Annotated in this window: 14 protein-coding genes and 1 pseudogene; 6 read left to right on the forward strand and 9 right to left on the reverse strand. The window is 72.4% G+C overall.

From position 1 onward, the window contains the following. Nucleotides 1-2 precede the first annotated feature (2 nt). A complete protein-coding gene (locus tag ACIQM0_RS02685; RefSeq protein WP_401283384.1) occupies nt 3-521 on the reverse strand; it encodes an RNA polymerase sigma factor in 519 nt (172 codons plus the stop codon). 167 nt (nt 522-688) lie between these two features. Here ACIQM0_RS02685 and ACIQM0_RS02690 point away from each other — a divergent pair, with 167 nt between their 5' ends. Continuing rightward, nucleotides 689-1,717: an aspartate-semialdehyde dehydrogenase gene (locus ACIQM0_RS02690; protein WP_401282785.1), complete on the forward strand. Its 1,029-nt coding sequence runs from the start codon at nt 689-691 to the stop codon at nt 1,715-1,717. 72 nt (nt 1,718-1,789) lie between these two features. Here ACIQM0_RS02690 and ACIQM0_RS02695 read toward each other — a convergent pair whose 3' ends face one another. Next, nucleotides 1,790-2,293, reverse strand: a complete 504-nt coding sequence (locus tag ACIQM0_RS02695; RefSeq protein ID WP_401282788.1) for a DUF1203 domain-containing protein — start codon at nt 2,291-2,293, stop codon at nt 1,790-1,792. 113 nt (nt 2,294-2,406) lie between these two features. Between ACIQM0_RS02695 and pepN the strand changes: the two genes are divergently transcribed. Beyond that, entirely contained in the window at nt 2,407-4,983 is a 2,577-nt protein-coding gene (gene pepN, locus ACIQM0_RS02700) for an aminopeptidase N (RefSeq protein ID WP_401282791.1), read from the forward strand. Nucleotides 4,984-5,064: 81 nt separating this feature from the next. On the opposite strand, the gene ACIQM0_RS02705 is transcribed toward pepN, so the two are convergent. The 6 genes and pseudogenes from ACIQM0_RS02705 to ACIQM0_RS02730 all read right to left on the reverse strand — a co-directional run bounded on the left by ACIQM0_RS02705 (nt 5,065) and on the right by ACIQM0_RS02730 (nt 10,742). Beyond that, nucleotides 5,065-5,526, reverse strand: a complete 462-nt coding sequence (locus ACIQM0_RS02705; protein ID WP_401282794.1) for a hypothetical protein — start codon at nt 5,524-5,526, stop codon at nt 5,065-5,067. A gap of 89 nt (nt 5,527-5,615) precedes the next feature. Continuing rightward, a complete protein-coding gene (gene alc, locus ACIQM0_RS02710) occupies nt 5,616-6,776 on the reverse strand; it encodes an allantoicase (RefSeq protein WP_401282797.1) in 1,161 nt (386 codons plus the stop codon). A 65-nt stretch (nt 6,777-6,841) separates the two neighbouring features. Continuing rightward, nucleotides 6,842-7,762, reverse strand: a complete 921-nt coding sequence (locus tag ACIQM0_RS02715; protein ID WP_401282800.1) for a LysR substrate-binding domain-containing protein — start codon at nt 7,760-7,762, stop codon at nt 6,842-6,844. Nucleotides 7,763-7,999: 237 nt separating this feature from the next. Continuing rightward, entirely contained in the window at nt 8,000-8,212 is a 213-nt protein-coding gene (locus tag ACIQM0_RS02720) for a hypothetical protein (protein WP_363029758.1), read from the reverse strand. A 38-nt stretch (nt 8,213-8,250) separates the two neighbouring features. Continuing rightward, a pseudogene (gene malQ / locus ACIQM0_RS02725) lies at nt 8,251-10,475 on the reverse strand (4-alpha-glucanotransferase). Next, nucleotides 10,476-10,742 carry a hypothetical protein gene (locus tag ACIQM0_RS02730; protein ID WP_401282803.1) on the reverse strand — a complete coding sequence of 89 codons (267 nt, stop codon included), beginning with the start codon at nt 10,740-10,742 and terminating at the stop codon, nt 10,476-10,478. A 310-nt stretch (nt 10,743-11,052) separates the two neighbouring features. On the opposite strand from ACIQM0_RS02730, the gene ACIQM0_RS02735 reads away from it, so the two are divergent. Further along, a complete protein-coding gene (locus ACIQM0_RS02735; protein ID WP_401282806.1) occupies nt 11,053-14,052 on the forward strand; it encodes a beta-N-acetylglucosaminidase domain-containing protein in 3,000 nt (999 codons plus the stop codon). A 136-nt stretch (nt 14,053-14,188) separates the two neighbouring features. Here ACIQM0_RS02735 and ACIQM0_RS02740 read toward each other — a convergent pair whose 3' ends face one another. Further along, nucleotides 14,189-14,725, reverse strand: a complete 537-nt coding sequence (locus ACIQM0_RS02740) for an HNH endonuclease (protein WP_123471109.1) — start codon at nt 14,723-14,725, stop codon at nt 14,189-14,191. Between the two features lie 356 nt (nt 14,726-15,081). Here ACIQM0_RS02740 and ACIQM0_RS02745 point away from each other — a divergent pair, with 356 nt between their 5' ends. From ACIQM0_RS02745 to ACIQM0_RS02755, 3 genes are all read left to right on the forward strand, one after another. After that, a complete protein-coding gene (locus ACIQM0_RS02745) occupies nt 15,082-16,149 on the forward strand; it encodes a mechanosensitive ion channel family protein (protein WP_401282810.1) in 1,068 nt (355 codons plus the stop codon). A 307-nt stretch (nt 16,150-16,456) separates the two neighbouring features. Next, nucleotides 16,457-17,680 (forward strand): ROK family protein, encoded by a 1,224-nt coding sequence (locus tag ACIQM0_RS02750; RefSeq protein WP_401282813.1) that lies wholly within the window; start codon nt 16,457-16,459, stop codon nt 17,678-17,680. A gap of 71 nt (nt 17,681-17,751) precedes the next feature. Then, the gene (locus tag ACIQM0_RS02755) at nt 17,752-19,089 is read left to right on the forward strand and encodes an ABC transporter substrate-binding protein (RefSeq protein ID WP_401282816.1); all 1,338 of its coding nucleotides are present in this window, start codon (nt 17,752-17,754) and stop codon (nt 19,087-19,089) included. Nucleotide 19,090 lies beyond the last annotated feature (1 nt).

Here is a 19,090-nt window from a genome sequence, read left to right on the forward strand (position 1 = left end):
CTTCACACCACCTCGTTCACGTGAAGTCGCTCGCGCAGCGACTTCGCCGCCGCGTGCAGTCGGCTCTTGACCGTTCCTTCGGGTACTTCCAGCTCAGCGGCGATCTGGGGGACGGAAAGATCCGCGTAGAAGCGGAGGATCAGCACCTGGCGCTGCCGGTCGGGCAGCGAGTCCAGTCCCTCCGCGACCGCCAGGGCCACCAGCCGGGCCTCCTGTCCCCCCTCGGTGCCGTGGTCCGGCGGAAGCAGAGAGGCGAGCCTCGCCCCGATGCGCTCCTGCCGGTTCCGCGTCCGGTGCCAGTCCGCGGCCAGGCGTGAGGCGACGACCGCGGCCCATGCCCCCACCTCCCGCGGGGCGCCCAGGCCGCCCGCGGTGCGCTCCAGCAGCCTCAGCCGCACCTGCTGCACACCGTCCTGCAGGTCGGACGCCGGAACCCCGCCGAGCGACAGCACCGCGCGGACCCGGCTCACCTGTGCCGGACCAAGTGGGTCCACGCCCGCACCCGCCGTTCTCCTTCTCAACACCCGCTGCCTCCCCTGCACTGTGTTTCACCTCTGACGCGGGAGCACCCCGGAACGTTCGTTCCTGGCCGGCGGTCCGCCTGCCGGACAATGGATTGGACAAGAAAGCCGTGGACATACGCATCATGGAGTGGCAACCGTGCCATTCGTACGTTGAAGGAGTCCCCGTGAAGGTCGGAATCGTCGGCGCCACCGGTCAGGTCGGCACAGTCATGCGCAGCATCCTGGCCGAGCGGAAGTTCCCCGTCGCCGAACTGCGGCTCTTCGCCTCCGCGCGCTCCGCGGGCTCCACGATCGCCTACGAGGGCACCGACATCACCGTCGAGGACGCCTCCACGGCCGATTACACGGGCCTGGACATCGTGCTCTTCTCGGCCGGCGGCTCGACATCGAAGGCGCTCGCCGAGAAGGTCGCCGCCCAGGGCGCCGTCGTGATCGACAACTCCTCCGCCTGGCGCAAGGACCCCGAGGTCCCGCTGGTCGTCTCCGAGGTCAACCCGCACGCGATCGCGAACCGCCCCAAGGGCATCATCGCCAACCCGAACTGCACCACGATGGCCGCCATGCCCGTGCTGCGCCCGCTGCACGACGAGGCCGGCCTCCAGACGCTGACCGTCGCCACGTACCAGGCGGTGTCCGGCTCCGGCGTGGCCGGTGTCGCCGAGCTGCACGGCCAGGCGTCCAAGGTCGTCGCCGACGCCGACAAGCTGACCCACGACGGCGGAGCGGTCGACTTCCCCGAGCCGGCCGTCTACAAGCGCCCCATCGCGTTCAACGTGCTGCCGCTGGCCGGTGCCATCGTCGACGACGGGTCCTTCGAGACGGACGAGGAGCAGAAGCTCCGTAACGAGTCCCGCAAGATCCTGGAGATCCCGGAGCTGAAGGTGTCCGGCACCTGTGTCCGGGTCCCGGTCTTCTCCGGCCACTCCCTCCAGATCAACGCCCGGTTCGCGCGTCCGATCGGCGTGGAGCGCGCGTACGAGCTGCTGAAGGACGCGCCGGGCGTGGAGCTCTCCGAGATCCCCACCCCGCTCCAGGCCGCCGGGCAGGACGCGTCGTTCGTCGGGCGGATCAGGGCCGACGAGACCGTGGAGCACGGTCTCGCGCTCTTCGTCTCCAACGACAACCTGCGCAAGGGCGCCGCGCTGAACGCGGTGCAGATCGCGGAGCTGGTCGCGGCGGAGCTCGCGGGCTGACCGCGTTCAGGCCCGCCGCGGGGGTTCGGGGGCTCCGCCCCGGGCCCCCGCTCCCCAATCGCCGGAGGGGCTTCAATTCGCCCGGCGTACCTCGAAGTGCCAGCAGCCGTACTCCACCGCCCTGACGTGCACCAACGCCACCTCAGGATCGGCGAACGCCGCCGCGAAGGCCTCGTCGAAGCCCCGCTCCTCGTCCGCCGGGATCTCCAGCAGCCGACCGCCGGTGATGTGCCCGTCCCCGTCGTAGCGCCGCACCGTCCGCAGCGCCCCCGCCCGTGAGAACGGGTAGCCGGTGCGGCCGGCGTCCGGCCCCGCGCACTCCTCGGCGTGGACGAAGACCGGGCCCTGCTCGTCGTACGCCCCCGGCTCCGCCCGGCCGGCGGCCGCCCAGCGCCGCAGCGGCGCGTACGAGACGAGGGCGATCCTCTCCCCCACCTCGTTGCCCCGCAGACAGCAGCGCAGCGGGCTGCCCGCGTCCGTGGCGGTGTACGGGACGCAGGGGCGTCCCGCGTCGTCGGTCTCCCGGAGTTCCTTGAGCGCGGCCGGGTCGATCGCGCGTGCCTCGTAACTGGTCATATGACGAGAATGGCCCGCCCCTCCGACGCGGTCCGGCGGAAAATGGACATCGCCCTGGATGCGGGTCACGTGGAAGGATGACCGGAAACATCACATATCAAGGAGATGACCGCGTGCCTGGCACGAATCTGACCCGCGAAGAGGCACAGGAGCGGGCGCGCCTGCTGACCGTGGACGCGTACGAGATCGATCTCGACCTCTCCGGAGCGCAGGAGGGCGGGACCTACAGGTCCGTCACCACCGTGCGCTTCGACTCCGCCGAAGCCGGTGCGGAGACCTTCATCGATCTGGTCGCCCCGGCCGTGCACGAGGTCGAGCTGAACGGTAAGGCCCTGGATGTCGCGGCCGTGTTCCGCGATTCGCGGATCACCCTGCCGCACCTGGCGGCGGGCTCCAACGAGCTGCGGGTCGTCGCCGACTGCTCGTACACCAACACGGGCGAGGGACTGCACCGGTTCGTCGACCCGGTCGACCAGCAGGCGTACCTCTACACCCAGTTCGAGGTGCCGGACGCGCGCCGGGTCTTCGCGAGCTTCGAACAGCCCGACCTGAAGGCGACGTTCCGGTTCACCGTGAAGGCCCCGTCCGGCTGGACCGTGATCTCCAACTCCCCGACGCCGGAGCCCAGGGACGACGTCTGGTCCTTCGAGCCGACGCCGCGTGTCTCCACGTACATCACCGCGCTGATCGCCGGCCCGTACCACTCGGTGCACAGCAGCTACGAGAAGGACGGCCAGTCCGTCCCGCTGGGCATCTACTGCCGCCCGTCGCTCGCGGAGTACCTCGACGCGGACGCGATCTTCGACGTGACCCGGATGGGCTTCGACTGGTTCCAGGAGAAGTTCGACTACGCGTACCCCTTCGCCAAGTACGACCAGCTGTTCGTCCCGGAGTTCAACGCGGGCGCGATGGAGAACGCGGGCGCGGTCACCATCCGCGACCAGTACGTGTTCCGCTCCAAGGTGACGGACGCGGCGTACGAGACGCGGGCCGAGACGATCCTGCACGAGCTGGCCCACATGTGGTTCGGCGACCTCGTCACCATGGAGTGGTGGAACGACCTGTGGCTGAACGAGTCGTTCGCCACCTACACCTCGGTCGCCTGCCTGGCGTACGCCGAGGGCTCCGCGTGGCCGCACTCCTGGACCACCTTCGCCAACACCATGAAGACCTGGGCGTACCGCCAGGACCAGCTGCCCTCGACGCACCCGATCATGGCCGACATCCGTGACCTGGACGACGTCCTGGTCAACTTCGACGGCATCACGTACGCCAAGGGCGCCTCGGTCCTTAAGCAGCTGGTGGCGTACGTCGGCCAGGACGAGTTCTTCAAGGGCGTCCAGGCGTACTTCAAGGCGCACGCCTTCGGCAACACTCAGCTCTCCGACCTGCTGGGCGCACTGGAGAAGACCTCCGGCCGCGATCTGCGGGCCTGGTCCACGGCGTGGCTGGAGACGGCCGGCATCAACATCCTGCGCCCGGAGATCGAGACGGACGGCGACGGCCGTGTCACCTCGTTCACCGTGCTCCAGGAGGCGCCCGCCCTGCCCGCGGGGGCGAAGGGCGAGCCGACGCTGCGGCCTCACCGGATCGCCATCGGGTGCTACGACCTGGACGAGGCCGGGAAGCTGGTCCGGACGGACCGGATCGAGCTGGACGTCGACGGCGAGCGCACCACCGTGCCGTTCCCGGCCGGCGCCGCCCGTCCCGCCGTGATCCTGCTCAACGACGACGACCTCTCGTACGCGAAGGTCCGGCTCGACGAGGAGTCGCTGCGGGTCGTCACCGAGCACCTGGGCGACTTCACCGAGTCGCTGCCGCGCGCCCTGTGCTGGGCGTCCGCCTGGGACATGACCCGGGACGGCGAGCTGGCGACCCGGGACTACCTGTCGCTCGTGCTGTCCGGTGTCAGCAAGGAGTCGGACATCGGCGTCGTCCAGTCGCTGCACCGCCAGGCGAAGATGGCGCTCGACATGTACGCGGCGCCGGAGTGGCGCGAGGCGGGGCTGACCCGGTGGACCGAGGCGACGCTCGCGCACCTGCGCGCGGCGGAGCCGGGCAGCGACCACCAGCTGGCCTGGGCCCGTGCCTTCGCGGCCACGGCCCGCAACCCCCAGCAGCTCGATCTGCTCCAGTCGCTGCTCGACGGCACCGAATCGATCGAGGGCCTGGCCGTCGACACCGAGCTGCGCTGGGCCTTCGTCCAGCGGCTGGCCGCGACGGGGCTGCTCGACGAGGACGAGATCGCCGCCGAGTACGAGCGCGACCGGACGGCGGCGGGCGAGCGCCACGCGGCGTCCGCCCGTGCGGCGCGTCCCTCCGAGGAGGCGAAGGCGGAGGCGTGGGCCTCGGTCGTCGAGTCCGACAAGCTGCCGAACTCCCTCCAGGAGGCGGTCATCAGCGGCTTCGTGCAGTCCGACCAGCACGAGCTGCTGGCACCGTACGCGGAGAGGTTCTTCACCGCGGTGAAGGACGTCTGGGGCTCGCGCAGCCACGAGATGGCCCAGCAGATCGCCGTCGGTCTGTACCCGTCGTTCCAGGTCTCGCAGGAGACCCTGGACGCCACGGACGCCTGGCTGGCCTCCGCCGAGCCGAGCGCGGCCCTGCGCCGGCTGATGTCGGAGTCCCGTTCCGGTGTGGAGCGGGCGCTGAAGGCCCGCGCGGCCGACGCGGCGGCGGCCACCGCGTAACTGCCCGCCGGACACGTGAGGGGCGCCTCCTTCGGGAGGCGCCCCTTCGCGTTCGGGCCCCGGTGCAGGCCGGGTGCCGGGTCACTCCGGCCGCGGCGCCAGGATGAGCGGCAGGCTCCCGCCCGACCGGGCTTCCGCCACGGCCTGTTCGGCCGGTATCCCGGCGGGTGCCGTCAGTACGGCGGTGATGTCCGTGGCCCGTGCGTACGTACCGGGGCTGACCTGTGCGCTCACGCGCAGGAGCCGCAGCGCCTCCGGGTCGGCCGCCGACCGTTCGGGGAACCGGTCCGCGGCAGCGTCCAGCCCCTTCAGCACGACGGGGTACGCGACGATGTCCACGGTCAGCAGCCCGCCCTCCAGCCGGCGCTCGGCCCAGCCGTCCGTCTGTACGAAGTAGAGGCAGCCGTCGCCCTCGTACCCGTTCAGTCCGAGCCGCGCGACGGCGTCCTCCTCCTCGGCCCTTCCCTCGGCGACGATCACAACGGGCGTCACGGAGTCCGGATCGTCCGGATCCAGTCCGGCGCACAGTACGAGCTCTGCCATCTGCCATCCCCACGGGAGCGAAGCAACGGGACCGATCGTGGGCAGACCAGTCCGTCCTCCGAGGCCGTCCCCGGGGGTGCCGGGCGGAGCTAGACGCCCGACGCCTCGTAGCGGGCCGCCAGTTCGGCCGTGCCGGACTCCGTCAGCGAGCCGTGCAGGCGCATCCGCGCCACACCGCCGTCGGGGAAGGCGTCGAGGCGGACGTGGGTGACCACCGCCTGGGCGCGGAGCGGGAAGCGGTGCAGGGTGTCGGGCTGGAGCCGGGTGCGGGGGATGATCTCGAACCACTCGCCCGTCTCGCCGTCGCGGCCCTGGAGGGCGATCCAGCCGGCCGCGTTCCCCTTGAGGTAGGCCGTGTCGATCTCGATGGCGCGGACCGCGCCCTGGGCGGGCAGCCGGAAGCGCACCCAGTCGTTGGTGTCACGGACCCGGCGGCGGCGGTTCTCCCAGCCGTCGTCCATCTTGCGGGAGGTGCCGGGCAGGATGATCTGGGTCGGCGAGGAGTAGAAGCGGTCGGAGGCGTCCTCGTAGCTGCCGCCGTTCAGGACCGAGATCAGGTCGAAGGTGCCGAGTGCCGCGAGCCAGGACGGGTCCGGGACGACCTCGCCGTGCACGCGGAGGCGGGCGATGCCACCGTCGGGGTGCTGGCAGAGGCGGAGGTGGGTGTAGCGGCGGCCGCAGGTGATCTCGAAGCCGTTGGCGGCGTGGCCGCGTACGGGGGTCGGCGGGACGATCTCGTCCCACGTGACGTCGTCGGCGAGGAGCGCCTCGGGGCCGGGTGAGCCCTGGACCGAGGTGGCCTGGACCGAGACGCGCTGCGGGTAGTTGCCGCGGAAGTGGGCGGTGTCGACGACGAGGCCGCGGATGATGCCGGGGGCACCGAGGCGGATCAGCGCCCAGTCGTGCTCGTCGGGGGCCGGGAAGGGATGGGCGGCGTCCGCGCCGCGGCGGCGGCGGGTCTCCCAGCCGTCCATGATCTTGCCCTTGTGGCCGAAGTGCTCGGGGTCGAAGACCGCGCGCTCCCTGAGCAGGAGGTTCTCGCGCTGGGCGAAGAACTCGTCGTTGGCGGCGATCACGCCCGCGCCGAGGCGCCGGTCGGCGAGGTCGACCAGTTCGGTGAAGGGGAGCTCTGTGGTGCGGTAGTCGGCGTACGGGTCGCCGCCGCCGTACGGGGCCGCGTCGTTGGCATGGGGGTCGTAGGCATGGGGGTCGTTGTCCAGGGCGGGGGTCTCGCTCGCGTCGAAGGTCATGTGCCCCACTGTCGTACAGACTCATCCATCAGGTCCATCGAAAGTTTTCGCACATTTCGTTCAGCTCAGCTGAACGATTTCTCGCGTACGGCGCTGACCTCCTTGAGCGCGGCCAGCACCCGGGCCACCGCCGGGCCCGCCTCGGCCCCCTGCCGCACCGCCGCCACGACATGGCGCCGGGGCAGGTCGGCGTCGAGAACCCGCAGGACCACACCCTCGCGGCGTTCCGCCGACGCCATCCGGGGGATCAGCGCGACGCCCATGCCGGCCTCCACCATGGCCAGGATCGCGGTCCATCCGGAGGCGCTGTGGGCCTGCTCGGGGACGAACCCGGCGGCCTCGCAGGCGGCGGTGGTGATCTCCGACCACGGTCCGGAACCGCCGAAGATCCAGGGCTCCGCGGCGAGGTCGGCCAGCCGGAGCCCGGGGGCGCCGGCGAGCCGGTGCCCGACGGGGAGGGCGACGTCGAGCGGGTCGGCGAGCAGCGGCCGCAGGGCGAACCGGGTGTCGCGCACCGTCGGGGCGTGCGCGGCGAGCGAGAGCGCGAGGTCGACGTCACCGGCCGCGAGGAGTTCGTACGCCTCCGCGGCCTCCGCCTCCCGCACCCGCACCTCGGGCCCCGGCCGGCCGTCGGCGCGCAGCAGTTGGACCGCCGGTACGACGAGGGCGGGCACGGCGGTCGAGAACGCCCCGACCCGCACCTCCCCCGCCTCACCGCGCAGATAGCCGGTCAACTCGGCCTCGGCGCGTTCGAGCTGGGCGAAGACCACTTCCGCGTGGCGGAGTACGAGGTGGGCGGCGTCGGTGAGCCGGACCCGCCTGCCCTGCGCCTCCAGCAGCGGCACACCGAGCTGCCGGCCCAGGTTCGACAGCTGCTGGGACACCGCGGAGGGGGTCATCAGCAGCGCCTCGGCCGTCGCCGTGACGGTCCCGCGCTCGCTCAGCACCCGCAGGATCCGGAGCTTCTTGATGTCCCACTCGGTCATGTCCGCACATTAGCCGCCGTCCGGGCGCGAAGTGCGGCGCCGGGGACCCGTCGCGTCACGCCGGGAGAGCGTTCAGGTCCATCGAATACTTCTGATGATTTCCTGAAGCAGAAGTCAACGATGGGTGGGGGGGCCGACGCACCGACGCAGACAGGGCGTCCCGATGTACTCGCGCACATCGGGACGCCCTGGGACGGACTGGGAGCTGCGCGGCCCTGTGCGCCGCGCAGCCGGGTGTCAGGCCTGCTTCTTGGACTTGTCGAGGACCATGACCAGGCCGGCGATGACCCCGAACAGCACCAGGGGGGCCACGACGAACAGGCCGATCGTGTCGATCACGCTCAGGCCCGGACCGGGGTCGTCGCCGTCGTCGCGGGTGAGCGCGAGCGCGGGGGACGTCATGAGCAGCATCATCAGCGTCGTTCCGGCGGCGACCGCGCCGGCGCGCATAGCGTTCTTCTTGTCCACGGTGCAAACGTAGCGAACGGCTACGAGGGCCGCGCGCCCGGGGGTGCCGTACGGGCCCCCGGGGGCTCCTGGCGGGGGTGGAGGACCTCCATCAGCCTGTGCAGCCGAGGTGAGGCGGCAAGCTCCTCCAGGGTGACCGGGTGGCCCTCCGCGTCGGCGATGGGCAGCCGCCAGTTGGGGTACTCGTCCCAGGTTCCCAGGTGCCCGGCAGGTTCTGCGGGCGGCGGTCGCCGATCGTGTCGGGCAGCCAGACCCCGGCCATCCGGGCGGGGGTGCGCAGCAGGAAGCGGTGGACGGCGCGGACGGCCGCCTCCTCGTCACCGCCGCCCTCCGGGAGCAGGCCGAGCCGGGAGAGCAGGCCGAGCCACTCCGCGGTGTCGGCGCCGTCCTCGGTGCGCTCCTGGTCGAGCGGGCGGGTCAGCAGGCCGAGGCGGTGGCGCAGCGTCACATGGTCGCCGGTCAGCCGGGCCGCGGTGGAGGGCAGATCGTGGGTGGTGGCGGTCGCCAGGCAGTCCTCGCGCCACTTCTCGGGGGCCAGCGGACGGCCGGTGCCCGACCAGTCCCGCTCGAACCAGAGCACGGAGGTGCCGAGGACGCCGCGGCGGGCGAGTGCCTCGCGGACGCCGGGTTCGACGGTGCCGAGGTCCTCTCCCATGACGACGGCGCCCGCGCGGTGGGCCTCCAGGACGAGGACGGCGAGCATCGCCTCCGCGTCCTGGCTGACGTAGGTGCCCTCGGTGGGCGGGCGCCCCTGCGGCACCCACCAGAGCCGGAAGAGGCCCATGACGTGGTCGATGCGCAGGGCACCGGCCCGGCCGAGGATCCCGCGCAGCAGACCGCGGAACGGGGCGTAGCCGGAAGCGGCGAGGGCGTCGGGGCGCCAGGGCGGCAGCCCCCAGTCCTGGCCGCGTGCGTTGAAGGCGTCCGGGGGCGCGCCGACGGACATGCCGTGCGCGAAGGCGTCCTGCTGGGCCCAGGTGTCGGCGCCGCCGGGGTGCACGCCGACGGCGAGGTCGTGGACGATCCCGACGGCCATCCCGGCGTCCCGGGCGGCCCGCTGGGCGTCGGCGAGCTGAGTGTCGGTCAGCCAGGCGAGCCGGCAGTGGAAGTCGACCCGGTCGAGCAGCTCGCCGCGGGCGCGGGCGGTCTCCCGGGAGCGGGGGTCGCGCAGTCCCGCCGGCCAGGTGTGCCAGTCGGAGCCGTGCACCTCCGCGAGGGCGCACCACAGGGCGTGGTCCTCCAGGGCCTGTCCCTGTTCCGCGAGGAAGTCGCAGTAGGCGGCGCGGCGGCCGGGCGTGAGGGGGACGTCGACGAGGAGGGCGAGGGCCTGCCGCTTGAGCTCCCAGACGGCGTCGCGGTCGATGAGGGCGCCCTTGTTCAGGACTCCGTCGCTGAGCTCTCCGGCCCTGCGGCGCAGGTCGTCGAGTGCGGTCCGCTCGGGCGCGTGCCCGTACTCGGGGACGGACTCGACGCGCAGGTGCACGGGGTCGGGGAAGCGCCGTGAGGACGGACGGTAGGGCGACGGGTCGGTGGGGCTGCCCAGGACCGCCGCGTGCAGCGGGTTGACCTGGACGAAGCCGGCGCCGAGGCACCGCCCGGACCAGGAGGCGAGATCGGCGAGGTCACCGAGGTCGCCCATGCCCCAGGAGCGGGCGGAGAGCAGCGAGTAGAGCTGCACGAGGAAGCCGTGGCTGCGGGCAGGCGGCTGCGGGACGCGGGCCGGGGCGACGACGAGCGTGCAGGACTCGGCCGGCCGCTCCGGTGCCCGGACGGTCAGCCGGTGCACGCCGAGCGGGGGTTCGGCCCACCAGCCGGGCACGGGCGCGGGGTCCACCGCACCGGGCGCCGAGCCGGGCACGCGGCCGGGTGCTGCATCCGTTACCGAGCCGCCCGCTGGGCGGGAAACGGCTGGATCCGTATCCCCGTCGGGGGTTCGCATCGGCGGCGGCGGTGAACCGGCCTCCTCGGGCCGGACGGTCAGCTCCGTGCCGGGCGGCAGCGCGGTCAGGGCCGCGGGCAGTGGCTCCCCGGTCCACACGACCACGGTGGGCGGGAGCAGCCGGGAGCCGGCCGCGGACTCGGCGGCGGCGAGCGCCTCCCGTACCGCCTCCGGCGTGGCGGCGTCGACACCGAGCGCGGCGAGCACCGCGACGACCGTGCCGTCGGGGACGGACACCGTGGCGTCGGCGGACGGGGAGTAGGAGGTGGCGACGCCGTGCAGTGCGGCGAGCCGGGACAAGCCCATTCAGACTCCTGGGGACTCCATGCCCCAAGCGCTGCCGGAGGTGGCCGGCTCGCTGGTCAGCGGGGCGAGAACGGCGAGCGGGGGCTCGCTGGTCAGTGGCGTGGCGTCAGCGAGCGGGGGCTCACTGGTGAGGGGTATGGCGTCGGCCAGCGGCGCCTCGCTGGTGAGCGGGCCGGGGGCGGTCGCGGGGCACGCGCTGATCATCGGGGCGGGCCCCGGCACCGGTTTGGTCAGGGCGGAGAGCAGGAGCTGCGCGGCAGCGGGCATGGTGGCCTCCTGGCCGTCGAGAGCAGGACACAGCAGGCCTACCCAGCGGACGCGTCCGCAGACGTAGACGTTATGACAACGAGTTCAACGTGCTCTGGGTCACAATCCGTTCCCCGGGGGCCGGTTCCCCGTAAGACGTCCGCTGCTTTAGGCCATTCGGCGTCATCTTTCGCGTGACGCGACGTCAGTCGCACCCGTTCCACCCCATCCGCCACATCGGGCATTTACACCACAACGACCACGCGCATTGACACTCTCGCGCGCGGGTGGTGGGCTCGGAGCCCACCGGTGGGAGCGAGGGAGTACGGGCATGCAGCTCAGGCGCAGGAAGCAGGCGGCAGCGGTCGCCGTGGCCGTGCTCGGCGGGCTGCTCTCCGCGGGAGCCCCGGCCGCCCTCGCCGCCCCTCAGGTACCCGGTAACCCGGCCGCCAGCACCCCCGACCGCACGGACGACGGCGCACTGCCCACCGTGTGGCCCCGGCCACAGAGCATCAAGGCGTCCGGCGCCCCGGTCCCCCTCTCCGGCGAGGTCACCCTCCTCGTCGACGCGCAGGCCGACCCGTACGCCGTCACCGCGCTCCGTGAGGTCCTGCGCGCCGCGGGAGTGCGGACCGTCCACGAAGCCCTGCCCGGCCGCGGGCCCGTCATCCGGCTCGGCGGCGACGGGGCCCTGGACGCGCTGCGCACGCTGCGCGCCCCCGACCGTGACGATCTCCCGGCCGGCGGCTACCGGATCGCGGCCGGCCCGGTCGCGGGCCGGGACACCGTCGCCGTGGACGGCCTCGGCGACGACGGGCTGTTCCACGCGGTGCAGACCCTGCGTCAGCTGATCCGCGGCGGCAGCGTCGCCGGGGTCACCGTCCGGGACTGGCCGTCCAGCGGCGTGCGCGGGATGACCGAGGGGTTCTACGGGCAGCCCTGGACGCAGGAGGAACGGCTCTCCCAGCTCGGCTTCATGGGACGCACCAAGCAGAACCGGTATCTGTACGCGGCGGGCGACGACCCCTACCGGACGACCCGCTGGCGCGATCCGTACCCCGCGGAGCGCCGCGCCGACTTCCGCGCGCTGGCCGAGCGGGCCGCCGCGGAGCACGTGACGCTCGGCTGGGCCGTGGCACCCGGCCAGTCGATGTGCCTGTCCTCCGACCGCGACGTGAAGGCGCTGACGAAGAAGATCGACGCGATGTGGGCGCTGGGGGTGCGGGTCTTCCAGGTGCAGTTCCAGGACGTCAGCTACAGCGAATGGCACTGCTCGGCCGACGCCGGCACCTTCGGTGACGGTCCGGAGGCGGCGGCCAGGGCGCAGGCCCGCGTCGTGAGCAGCGTGGCCCAGCACCTCGCGGACCGCCACCCGGGCGCGCAGCCGCTGTCGATGATGCCGACGGAGTTCTACCAGGACGGGGCGACCGCCTACCGCACGGCGCTCGCCAAGGAGCTCGACGACCGGGTGCAGGTCGCCTGGACCGGCGTCGGGGTCGTGCCGAGGACCATCACCGGCGGCGAGCTGGCCGGTGCGCGCGCCACGTTCCGCCATCCGCTGGTCACGATGGACAACTACCCGGTCAACGACTACGCGCAGGACCGGATCTTCCTCGGTCCGTACACCGGCCGCGATCCGGCGGTCGCCATCGGTTCCGCGGCGCTGCTGGCCAACGCGATGGAGCAGCCGTCCGCCTCCCGGATCCCGCTGTTCACCGCCGCCGACTTCGCCTGGAACCCGAAGGGGTACCGGCCGCAGGAGTCCTGGCAGGCGGCCATCGACGACCTCGCGGACGGGGACACCGGCAGCCGGGACGCGCTGCGCGCCCTGGCCGGCAACAGCGCGGCCTCCGTGCTGGGCGGTGCCGAATCGGCGTATCTGCGGCCGCTGCTCGACTCGTTCTGGAAGTCCCGGGCGGGGACGGACGCCGCGGCGCGCGACAAGGCGGCGGACCGGCTGCGGTCCGCGTTCACCGTGATGCGCGAGACCCCGCAGCGGCTGGCCGGACTGGCGGACGGGCGGCTCGACGACGAAGTGCGCCCGTGGACCGAGCAGTTGTCCCGGTACGGCAGGGCGGGTGAGCTGGCCGTCGATCTGCTCCAGGCCCAGGCGCGCGGCGACGGGTCGGCCGCCTGGCAGGCGTCGCTGGCCCTGGAGCCGGTGCGCAGGGCCGTGAAGGCGGGCGGCGCGACGGTCGGCAAGGGGGTGCTCGGCCCGTTCCTGGACCGGGCGCGCAAGGAGGCCGACACCTGGACCGGGACGGACCGCGACAACGGCACGGTGACCGAGGCGCAGGGCAGCTACACGGTGCGGCTGAACCGGGCGCGTCCGCTGGAGGCCGTCACCGCGACGGCCGTCCCGGGCGACGGCGCCACCGCGGCGGACGCGACGGTCCAGGCCCATGTCCCCGGTGAGGGCTGGCACAGCCTCGGCGCCCTGTCCGCGAGCGGCTGGACCCAGACGGGAGGGCGGGGCCTGCGGGCCGACGCGGTCCGGATCAGCTGGCCGACCGCCGTCCCGTCGGTCACCGGTGCGCCGCCCCTGATCATCCCGCCGCTCGCGGGCGCGGCCCCGTCCGCCGGAACGGCGCCCCGGGTGCGCTCACTGGTGCCGTGGTTCGGCGACGAGCCCGCCGCCCGGCTCGACCTCGCGCACGGGGAGACGGACGCCGAGATCGGCGGCGAGCCGCAGCGGGTCGAGGCCCGGCTCTCCGCCGGCCGTCCGGCCGAGGTGCGGGGCGCGCTCACCGCGAAGGCCCCCAAGGGCATCAAGGTGCGGGTGCCCAAGGAGACGACCGTCCAGCGCGGCTCCCGTACCGACGTGCCCGTGGAGATCACCGTCCCCGCGGACACCCCGGCGGGCGAGTACGAGGTGCCGTTCTCCTTCGGCGCGGAGGAGACCACCCTCACCGTCCGGGCCTTCCCGCGCACCGCGGGCCCCGATCTGCTGCGCACGGCCGCCGCGTCCTCGTCGGGCGACGAGACGGCGGACTTCCCCGCGTCCGCCGCGTCGGACGGCGACCCGGAGACCCGCTGGTCCTCACCGGCCGAGGACGGCGCCTGGTGGCAGGCCGAACTGCCCGCCCCGGTCCGGCTCGGGCAGGTGGTGCTGGACTGGCAGGACGCGTACGCCTCCCGCTACCGCGTACAGGTCTCCGCGGACGGCCGCACCTGGCGCACGGCGGCCACCGTCCGGGAGGGCAGGGGCGGACATGAGTCGGTCCGGATGGACGCGAAGGACACCCGGTTCATCAGGGTCCAGGGCGACGGGCGGGCCACCGAGTACGGCTACTCGCTCTGGTCGGTCCAGGCGTACGCCGTGGCGGAGTAGCGACACCGGCCAGGCGCCGCTTCCGTAGGCCCCCAGAAATGAGGGAGCGCATGGCGCACCCCGCGGAGCCGCGCTTCACGTAGGGCCGCGCGGTGGTGCGCGAAGGCGCCCTCCCGAACGGCGAGGCGCCGGGGGCTCAGGCGGAGATGCCATCGATCCGGGCCATCGCGTCGTCCGCTCCGAACGGTTGCAGATAGGGCAGCCAGCGCGGGTCGCGGTGGCCCGTGCCGATGATCCGCCAGGCGAGTCCGGTCGGCGGGGCGGGCGGCTGGTGGAGCCGCCAGCCGAGCTCGGGCAGGTGCCGGTCGGCCTTGACGTGGTTGCAGCGGCGGCAGGCCGCCACCACGTTCTCCCAGGCGTGCTGTCCGCCGCGGCTGCGCGGAATGACGTGGTCGACGCTGGTCGCGGCGGCGCCGCAGTACATGCAGCGACCGCCGTCCCTGGCGAAGAGCGCCCGGCGGGTCAGCGGGACGGGGCCCCGGTAGGGAACGCGCACGAACCGCTTCAGGCGGACGACGCTGGGGGCCGGGACGGCACGGGTGGCACTGTGCATGAAGGCGCCGGACTCCTCGAGGCAGATGGCCTTGTTCTCCAGGACGAGGACGAGCGCGCGGCGGAGCGGTACGACGCCGAGCGGCTCGTACGACGCATTGAGAACCAGGACATGCGGCACGGTTGATGCCTCCTTGTACGCCGGCGGCGCGTGGCTCGCGCCGGGACGATCTGATTTCAGTCTCCCCTCTGGCCTGGTCGAAGCGCCACCACGTCCGGGTAACGGGCCGGGAGGATTTTCCTCCGGCCCGTGCCGTCCGTACGACGGGAACGGGCCGGAACAGGCCCTTCGGGGACCCTGCCGCCGTGGCCCCGCGCCCGATGTGCGATCGGCCACACGCGGGGCTGCCGGCCTGGTCCCTTACCTGCTCCATATCCCCGGGTGAGACGCGTCTCTCCCGGTGATCACGGCAACGGAGCACGCCGGATGCCCCGTTAGTGTGGTTGGTCAGCGCTCGCCCAACTGGAGGTTTCACCGTGTCCCTGTCCGCCCTGTTGGCAGCTGCCCAGTCACCCGAGCCCGGTGGCTCGCTGGACGAAGCCGCGAAGCAGGCAGGCAACGCCGCGGGCTGGGTGGAGCAGAACTGGTCCACCTGGCTGAACACCGGTCTGCGGATCGTGCTCATCGCCGCCATCGCGATCGTGTTGCGCACAGCGGTCCGCCGTGCCCTGACCAAGCTCATCGAACGCATGAACCGCAGCGCGCAGGCGGTGGAGGGCACCGCGCTGGGCGGTCTGCTGGTCAACGCGGAGCGCCGCCGCCAGCGATCGGAGGCGATCGGCTCGGTGCTCCGTTCGGTGGCCTCGTTCCTGATTCTCGGCACCGCGGCCCTGATGATCCTGGGCGCGTTCCAGATCAATCTGGCCCCGCTGCTGGCCTCCGCCGGGGTCGCCGGGGTGGCGCTCGGCTTCGGTGCCCGCAATCTGGTCACCGACTTCCTCTCCGGCGTCTTCATGATCCTGGAGGACCAGTACGGCGTCGGCGACACCATCGACGCGGGCGTCGCCTGCGGCGAGGTCATCGAGGTCGGTCTGCGGGTCACCAAGCTGCGCGGCGACAACGGCGCGATCTGGTACGTCCGCAACGGCGAGGTGAAGCGGATCGGCAACCTCAGCCAGGGCTGGTCCACCGCGGGCGTCGATGTGCAGGTGCGCCCCACGGAGGACCTCGAACAGGTCGGTACGGTCATCACGGAGGCCGCCCAGCAGATGGCCAAGGAGGACCCGTGGACCGAGCGCCTGTGGGGTCCGGTGGAGATCCTGGGCCTGGACATGGTGCTGCTGGACTCGATGACCGTCCGGGTGACCGCCAAGACGATGCCGGGCAAGGCCCTGGGCGTGGAGCGCGAGCTGCGCTGGCGGATCAAGCGCGCCTTCGACGAGGCGGGCATCCGCCTCGTCGGCGGCGTCCCGGCTCCGCCCGACGAGCCCTCGGCCGCGGACCCTACGGCCTCCATGGCCGCCCCCTCGGCGTACGCCTCGGCCACCTCGCCCCAGTCCCTGGCGGCGACTCCGATCGTCCCGCCGCCGAACATATCCAAGTAGCGAGCGACCGTACGCCGTACGGGTGAGGGGCGCCCCGCGAGGTCTGCGGGGCGCCCCTCACCCGTTCCCGGCCGACCGGCCCGCCTGCGATGGATCCGGGCCAACTCGGTTCACCGGCCGCCCTGTTGGGAATGCACTCCGACAGCGCACCCGCGGGGCGCCGGGCCGCCGCCCGCACCACCGGCCCCCGCCCAGGTAACGCTTTGGTTGCCACAGCGGTGCAGACCATTGACGCCCAGGTGACGTGCGCCCTACGGTCCTCTCACCGAATAGGAAACTTTCCTAACAGAGGGCAGGTGCAGTGATCATGGCCGGAACCACGCCGGGTACCCCCCGCGTTCTGCGCGCCATGAACGACCGGGCCGCCCTCGACCTGCTGCTGGAGCACGGACCCCTCTCGCGGACCCGGATCGGGAAGCTGACGGGCCTCTCGAAGCCCACCGCCTCCCAGCTGCTGGCCCGGCTGGAGGCGGCCGGTCTGGTCGTCGCCACCGGAACCGCGGCCGGGCGGCCGGGACCCAACGCACAGCTCTACGCCGTCAACGCCTCGGCCGCCCATGTGGCGGGGCTCGACGTGAACGCCCAGCGGATCGTCGCCGCCGTCGCCGATGTGACGGGTGAGACGGTCGGGGAGTTCGAGCTGCGGACCCCGGGGCGGCGCGCCGACAGCGTGGTGCGGCAGGTGGCGGACGCGCTGGACGGGGCGGTCAAGGACGCCGGGCTGACCCGCTCTGACGTGCACCGGCTCGTCATCGGCACGCCGGGCGCCTTCGACCCGGGCACGGGCAGACTGCGGTACGCCTCGCACCTGCCCGGCTGGCACTCCTCGACCCTGCTGGACGAGCTGGCCGCCTTCCTGCCGATGCCGGTCGAGTACGAGAACGACGTGAACCTCGTCGCGGTGGCCGAACAACGGCTCGGCGCGGCCCGGGGGCACGACGACTTCGTCCTGCTGTGGAACGAGGAGGGCCTCGGCGCCGCCCTCGTCATCAACGGCCGGCTGCACCGGGGCTTCACCGGCGGCGCCGGCGAGGTCGGGTTCCTGCCGGTGCCGGGCGCGCCGCTGGTCCGGCAGGTCACCAAGGCCAACTCGGGCGGCTTCCAGGAGCTGGCCGGTGCCCAGGTGCTCGCCAGGCTCGCCCGTGAGCTGGGCATCGACGACGAGGCGGTCCGCGGCTCCGGCACCCACCACGAGATCGCCGCCGCTCTGGTGGGCCGGGCGGCCGAGGCCGTGGAGCGGGGCGAGGGCGGGCCCTACGGCCGGCTGCTCGATCGGTTCGCCACCGGCCTGGCGACCGGCCTCGCCTCCATGCTCGCCGTTCTGGACCCCGAGGTCGTCGTGCTGTCGGGAGAACTGATCTCGCGCGGCGGGGAACCGCTGCGCGGCCGGGTGGCGGCCGAACTCGCCGAGCTCGCGGCGTCCCGGCCCCGGCTGATCGCCGGTGAGGTCACCCAGCGGCCCGTACTGCGCGGCGCGCTGGAGAGCGCGCTCGCCACCACCCGCGACGAAGTGTTCGACACCTCGCGCTGACCCCCTTCGCCACCCCTCTGACGTACACCGCTTCCCTTCCCTGTCCCAACCCTTCATCGGGAGACACCACCATGTCCGGAAACCGCCGGAAGCCGGCCGTCGCACTCGCCGCGACCGCCGCGATAGCCCTGTTCGCCTCCGCCTGTACCGGGCAGAGCAGCTCCGGTGCCAAGGATGACGCGTCCAAGGAGACGACCATCAACTTCTGGCACGGCTGGAGTGCCCCGAACGAGGTCAAGGGAATTCAGGACACGGTCGACGCCTTCCAGAAGGCGCACCCCAACATCCACGTGAAGGTCGTCGGCAACATGACCGACGACAAGATCAACCAGGCGCTCCGCGCGGGCGGTTCCAAGGCCCCGGACGTCGTGTCGTCCTTCACCACGAACAACGTGGGCAAGTTCTGCAAGTCGAAGGCCTTCGTCGACCTCAACCCGTTCCTGAAGAAGGACGGGATCGACGCGGACGCGACCTTCCCGAAGGCGATGAACGAGTACACCCAGTTCGAGGGCGTGCGCTGCACGGTCCCGCTGCTCGGTGACGCGTACGGCCTCTACTACAACAAGGACGCGTTCAAGGACGCCGGCATCACCAGCCCGCCCAGGACCTGGTCCGAGCTGGCCGCCGACGCGAAGAAGCTGACGAAGCCCAAGGGCGACTCGTACGAGCAGCTCGGCTTCATGCCGAACTACCACGGCTACGAGTCGACCACCGAGCACTACCTCGGCGGCTGGGACCCGGAGTACTTCGACGCGGACGGCAAGTCGAACATCGCCAAGGACCCGGCGTTCTCCGCCATGCTCGGCAACCAGAAGAAGCTGGTCGACTCGCTGGGCGGCTACCAGAAGCTGGAGAAGTTCCGCACCGGCTTCGGTGACGAGTGGGGCGCCAAGCACCCGTTCCACACCGGTCAGGTGGCCATGCAGCTGGACGGCGAATGGCGTCTGGGCATGGCCGAGGAGACCAAGCCGAAGTTCGAGATCGGCGTGGCCCCGATGCCCGTCGCGGACGACCAGGCCGACACGTACGGCAAGGGCTATCTGACCGGGACCATCGCCGGTATCGCCGCCACCTCGTCCAAGCAGAACGCCGCCTGGGAGCTGGTGAAGTTCATGACGACCGACACCGACGCGGTGGTGAACTTCGCCAACGCCATTCACAACGTGCCGTCCACGCTGGCCGCGCTGAAGTCGCCGAAGCTGAAGTACGACCCGCGCTTCAAGACCTTCCTGGACATCGCGGCCAACCCGAAGTCCACCACCACCCCGCCCTCGGTGAACGGCGGCGCGTACCTGGTGTCCCTGCAGAACCTCGGATTCGACATCGAGAAGGGCAGCCAGAAGGACATCAAGGCGGGTCTGGAAAAGACCGCCAAGGAAATCGACGCCGCGATCGCACAGGCGAAGTAGC

This window comes from Streptomyces sp. NPDC091387 (assembly GCF_044756945.1).
In the GTDB taxonomy this organism is placed as follows: domain Bacteria; phylum Actinomycetota; class Actinomycetes; order Streptomycetales; family Streptomycetaceae; genus Streptomyces.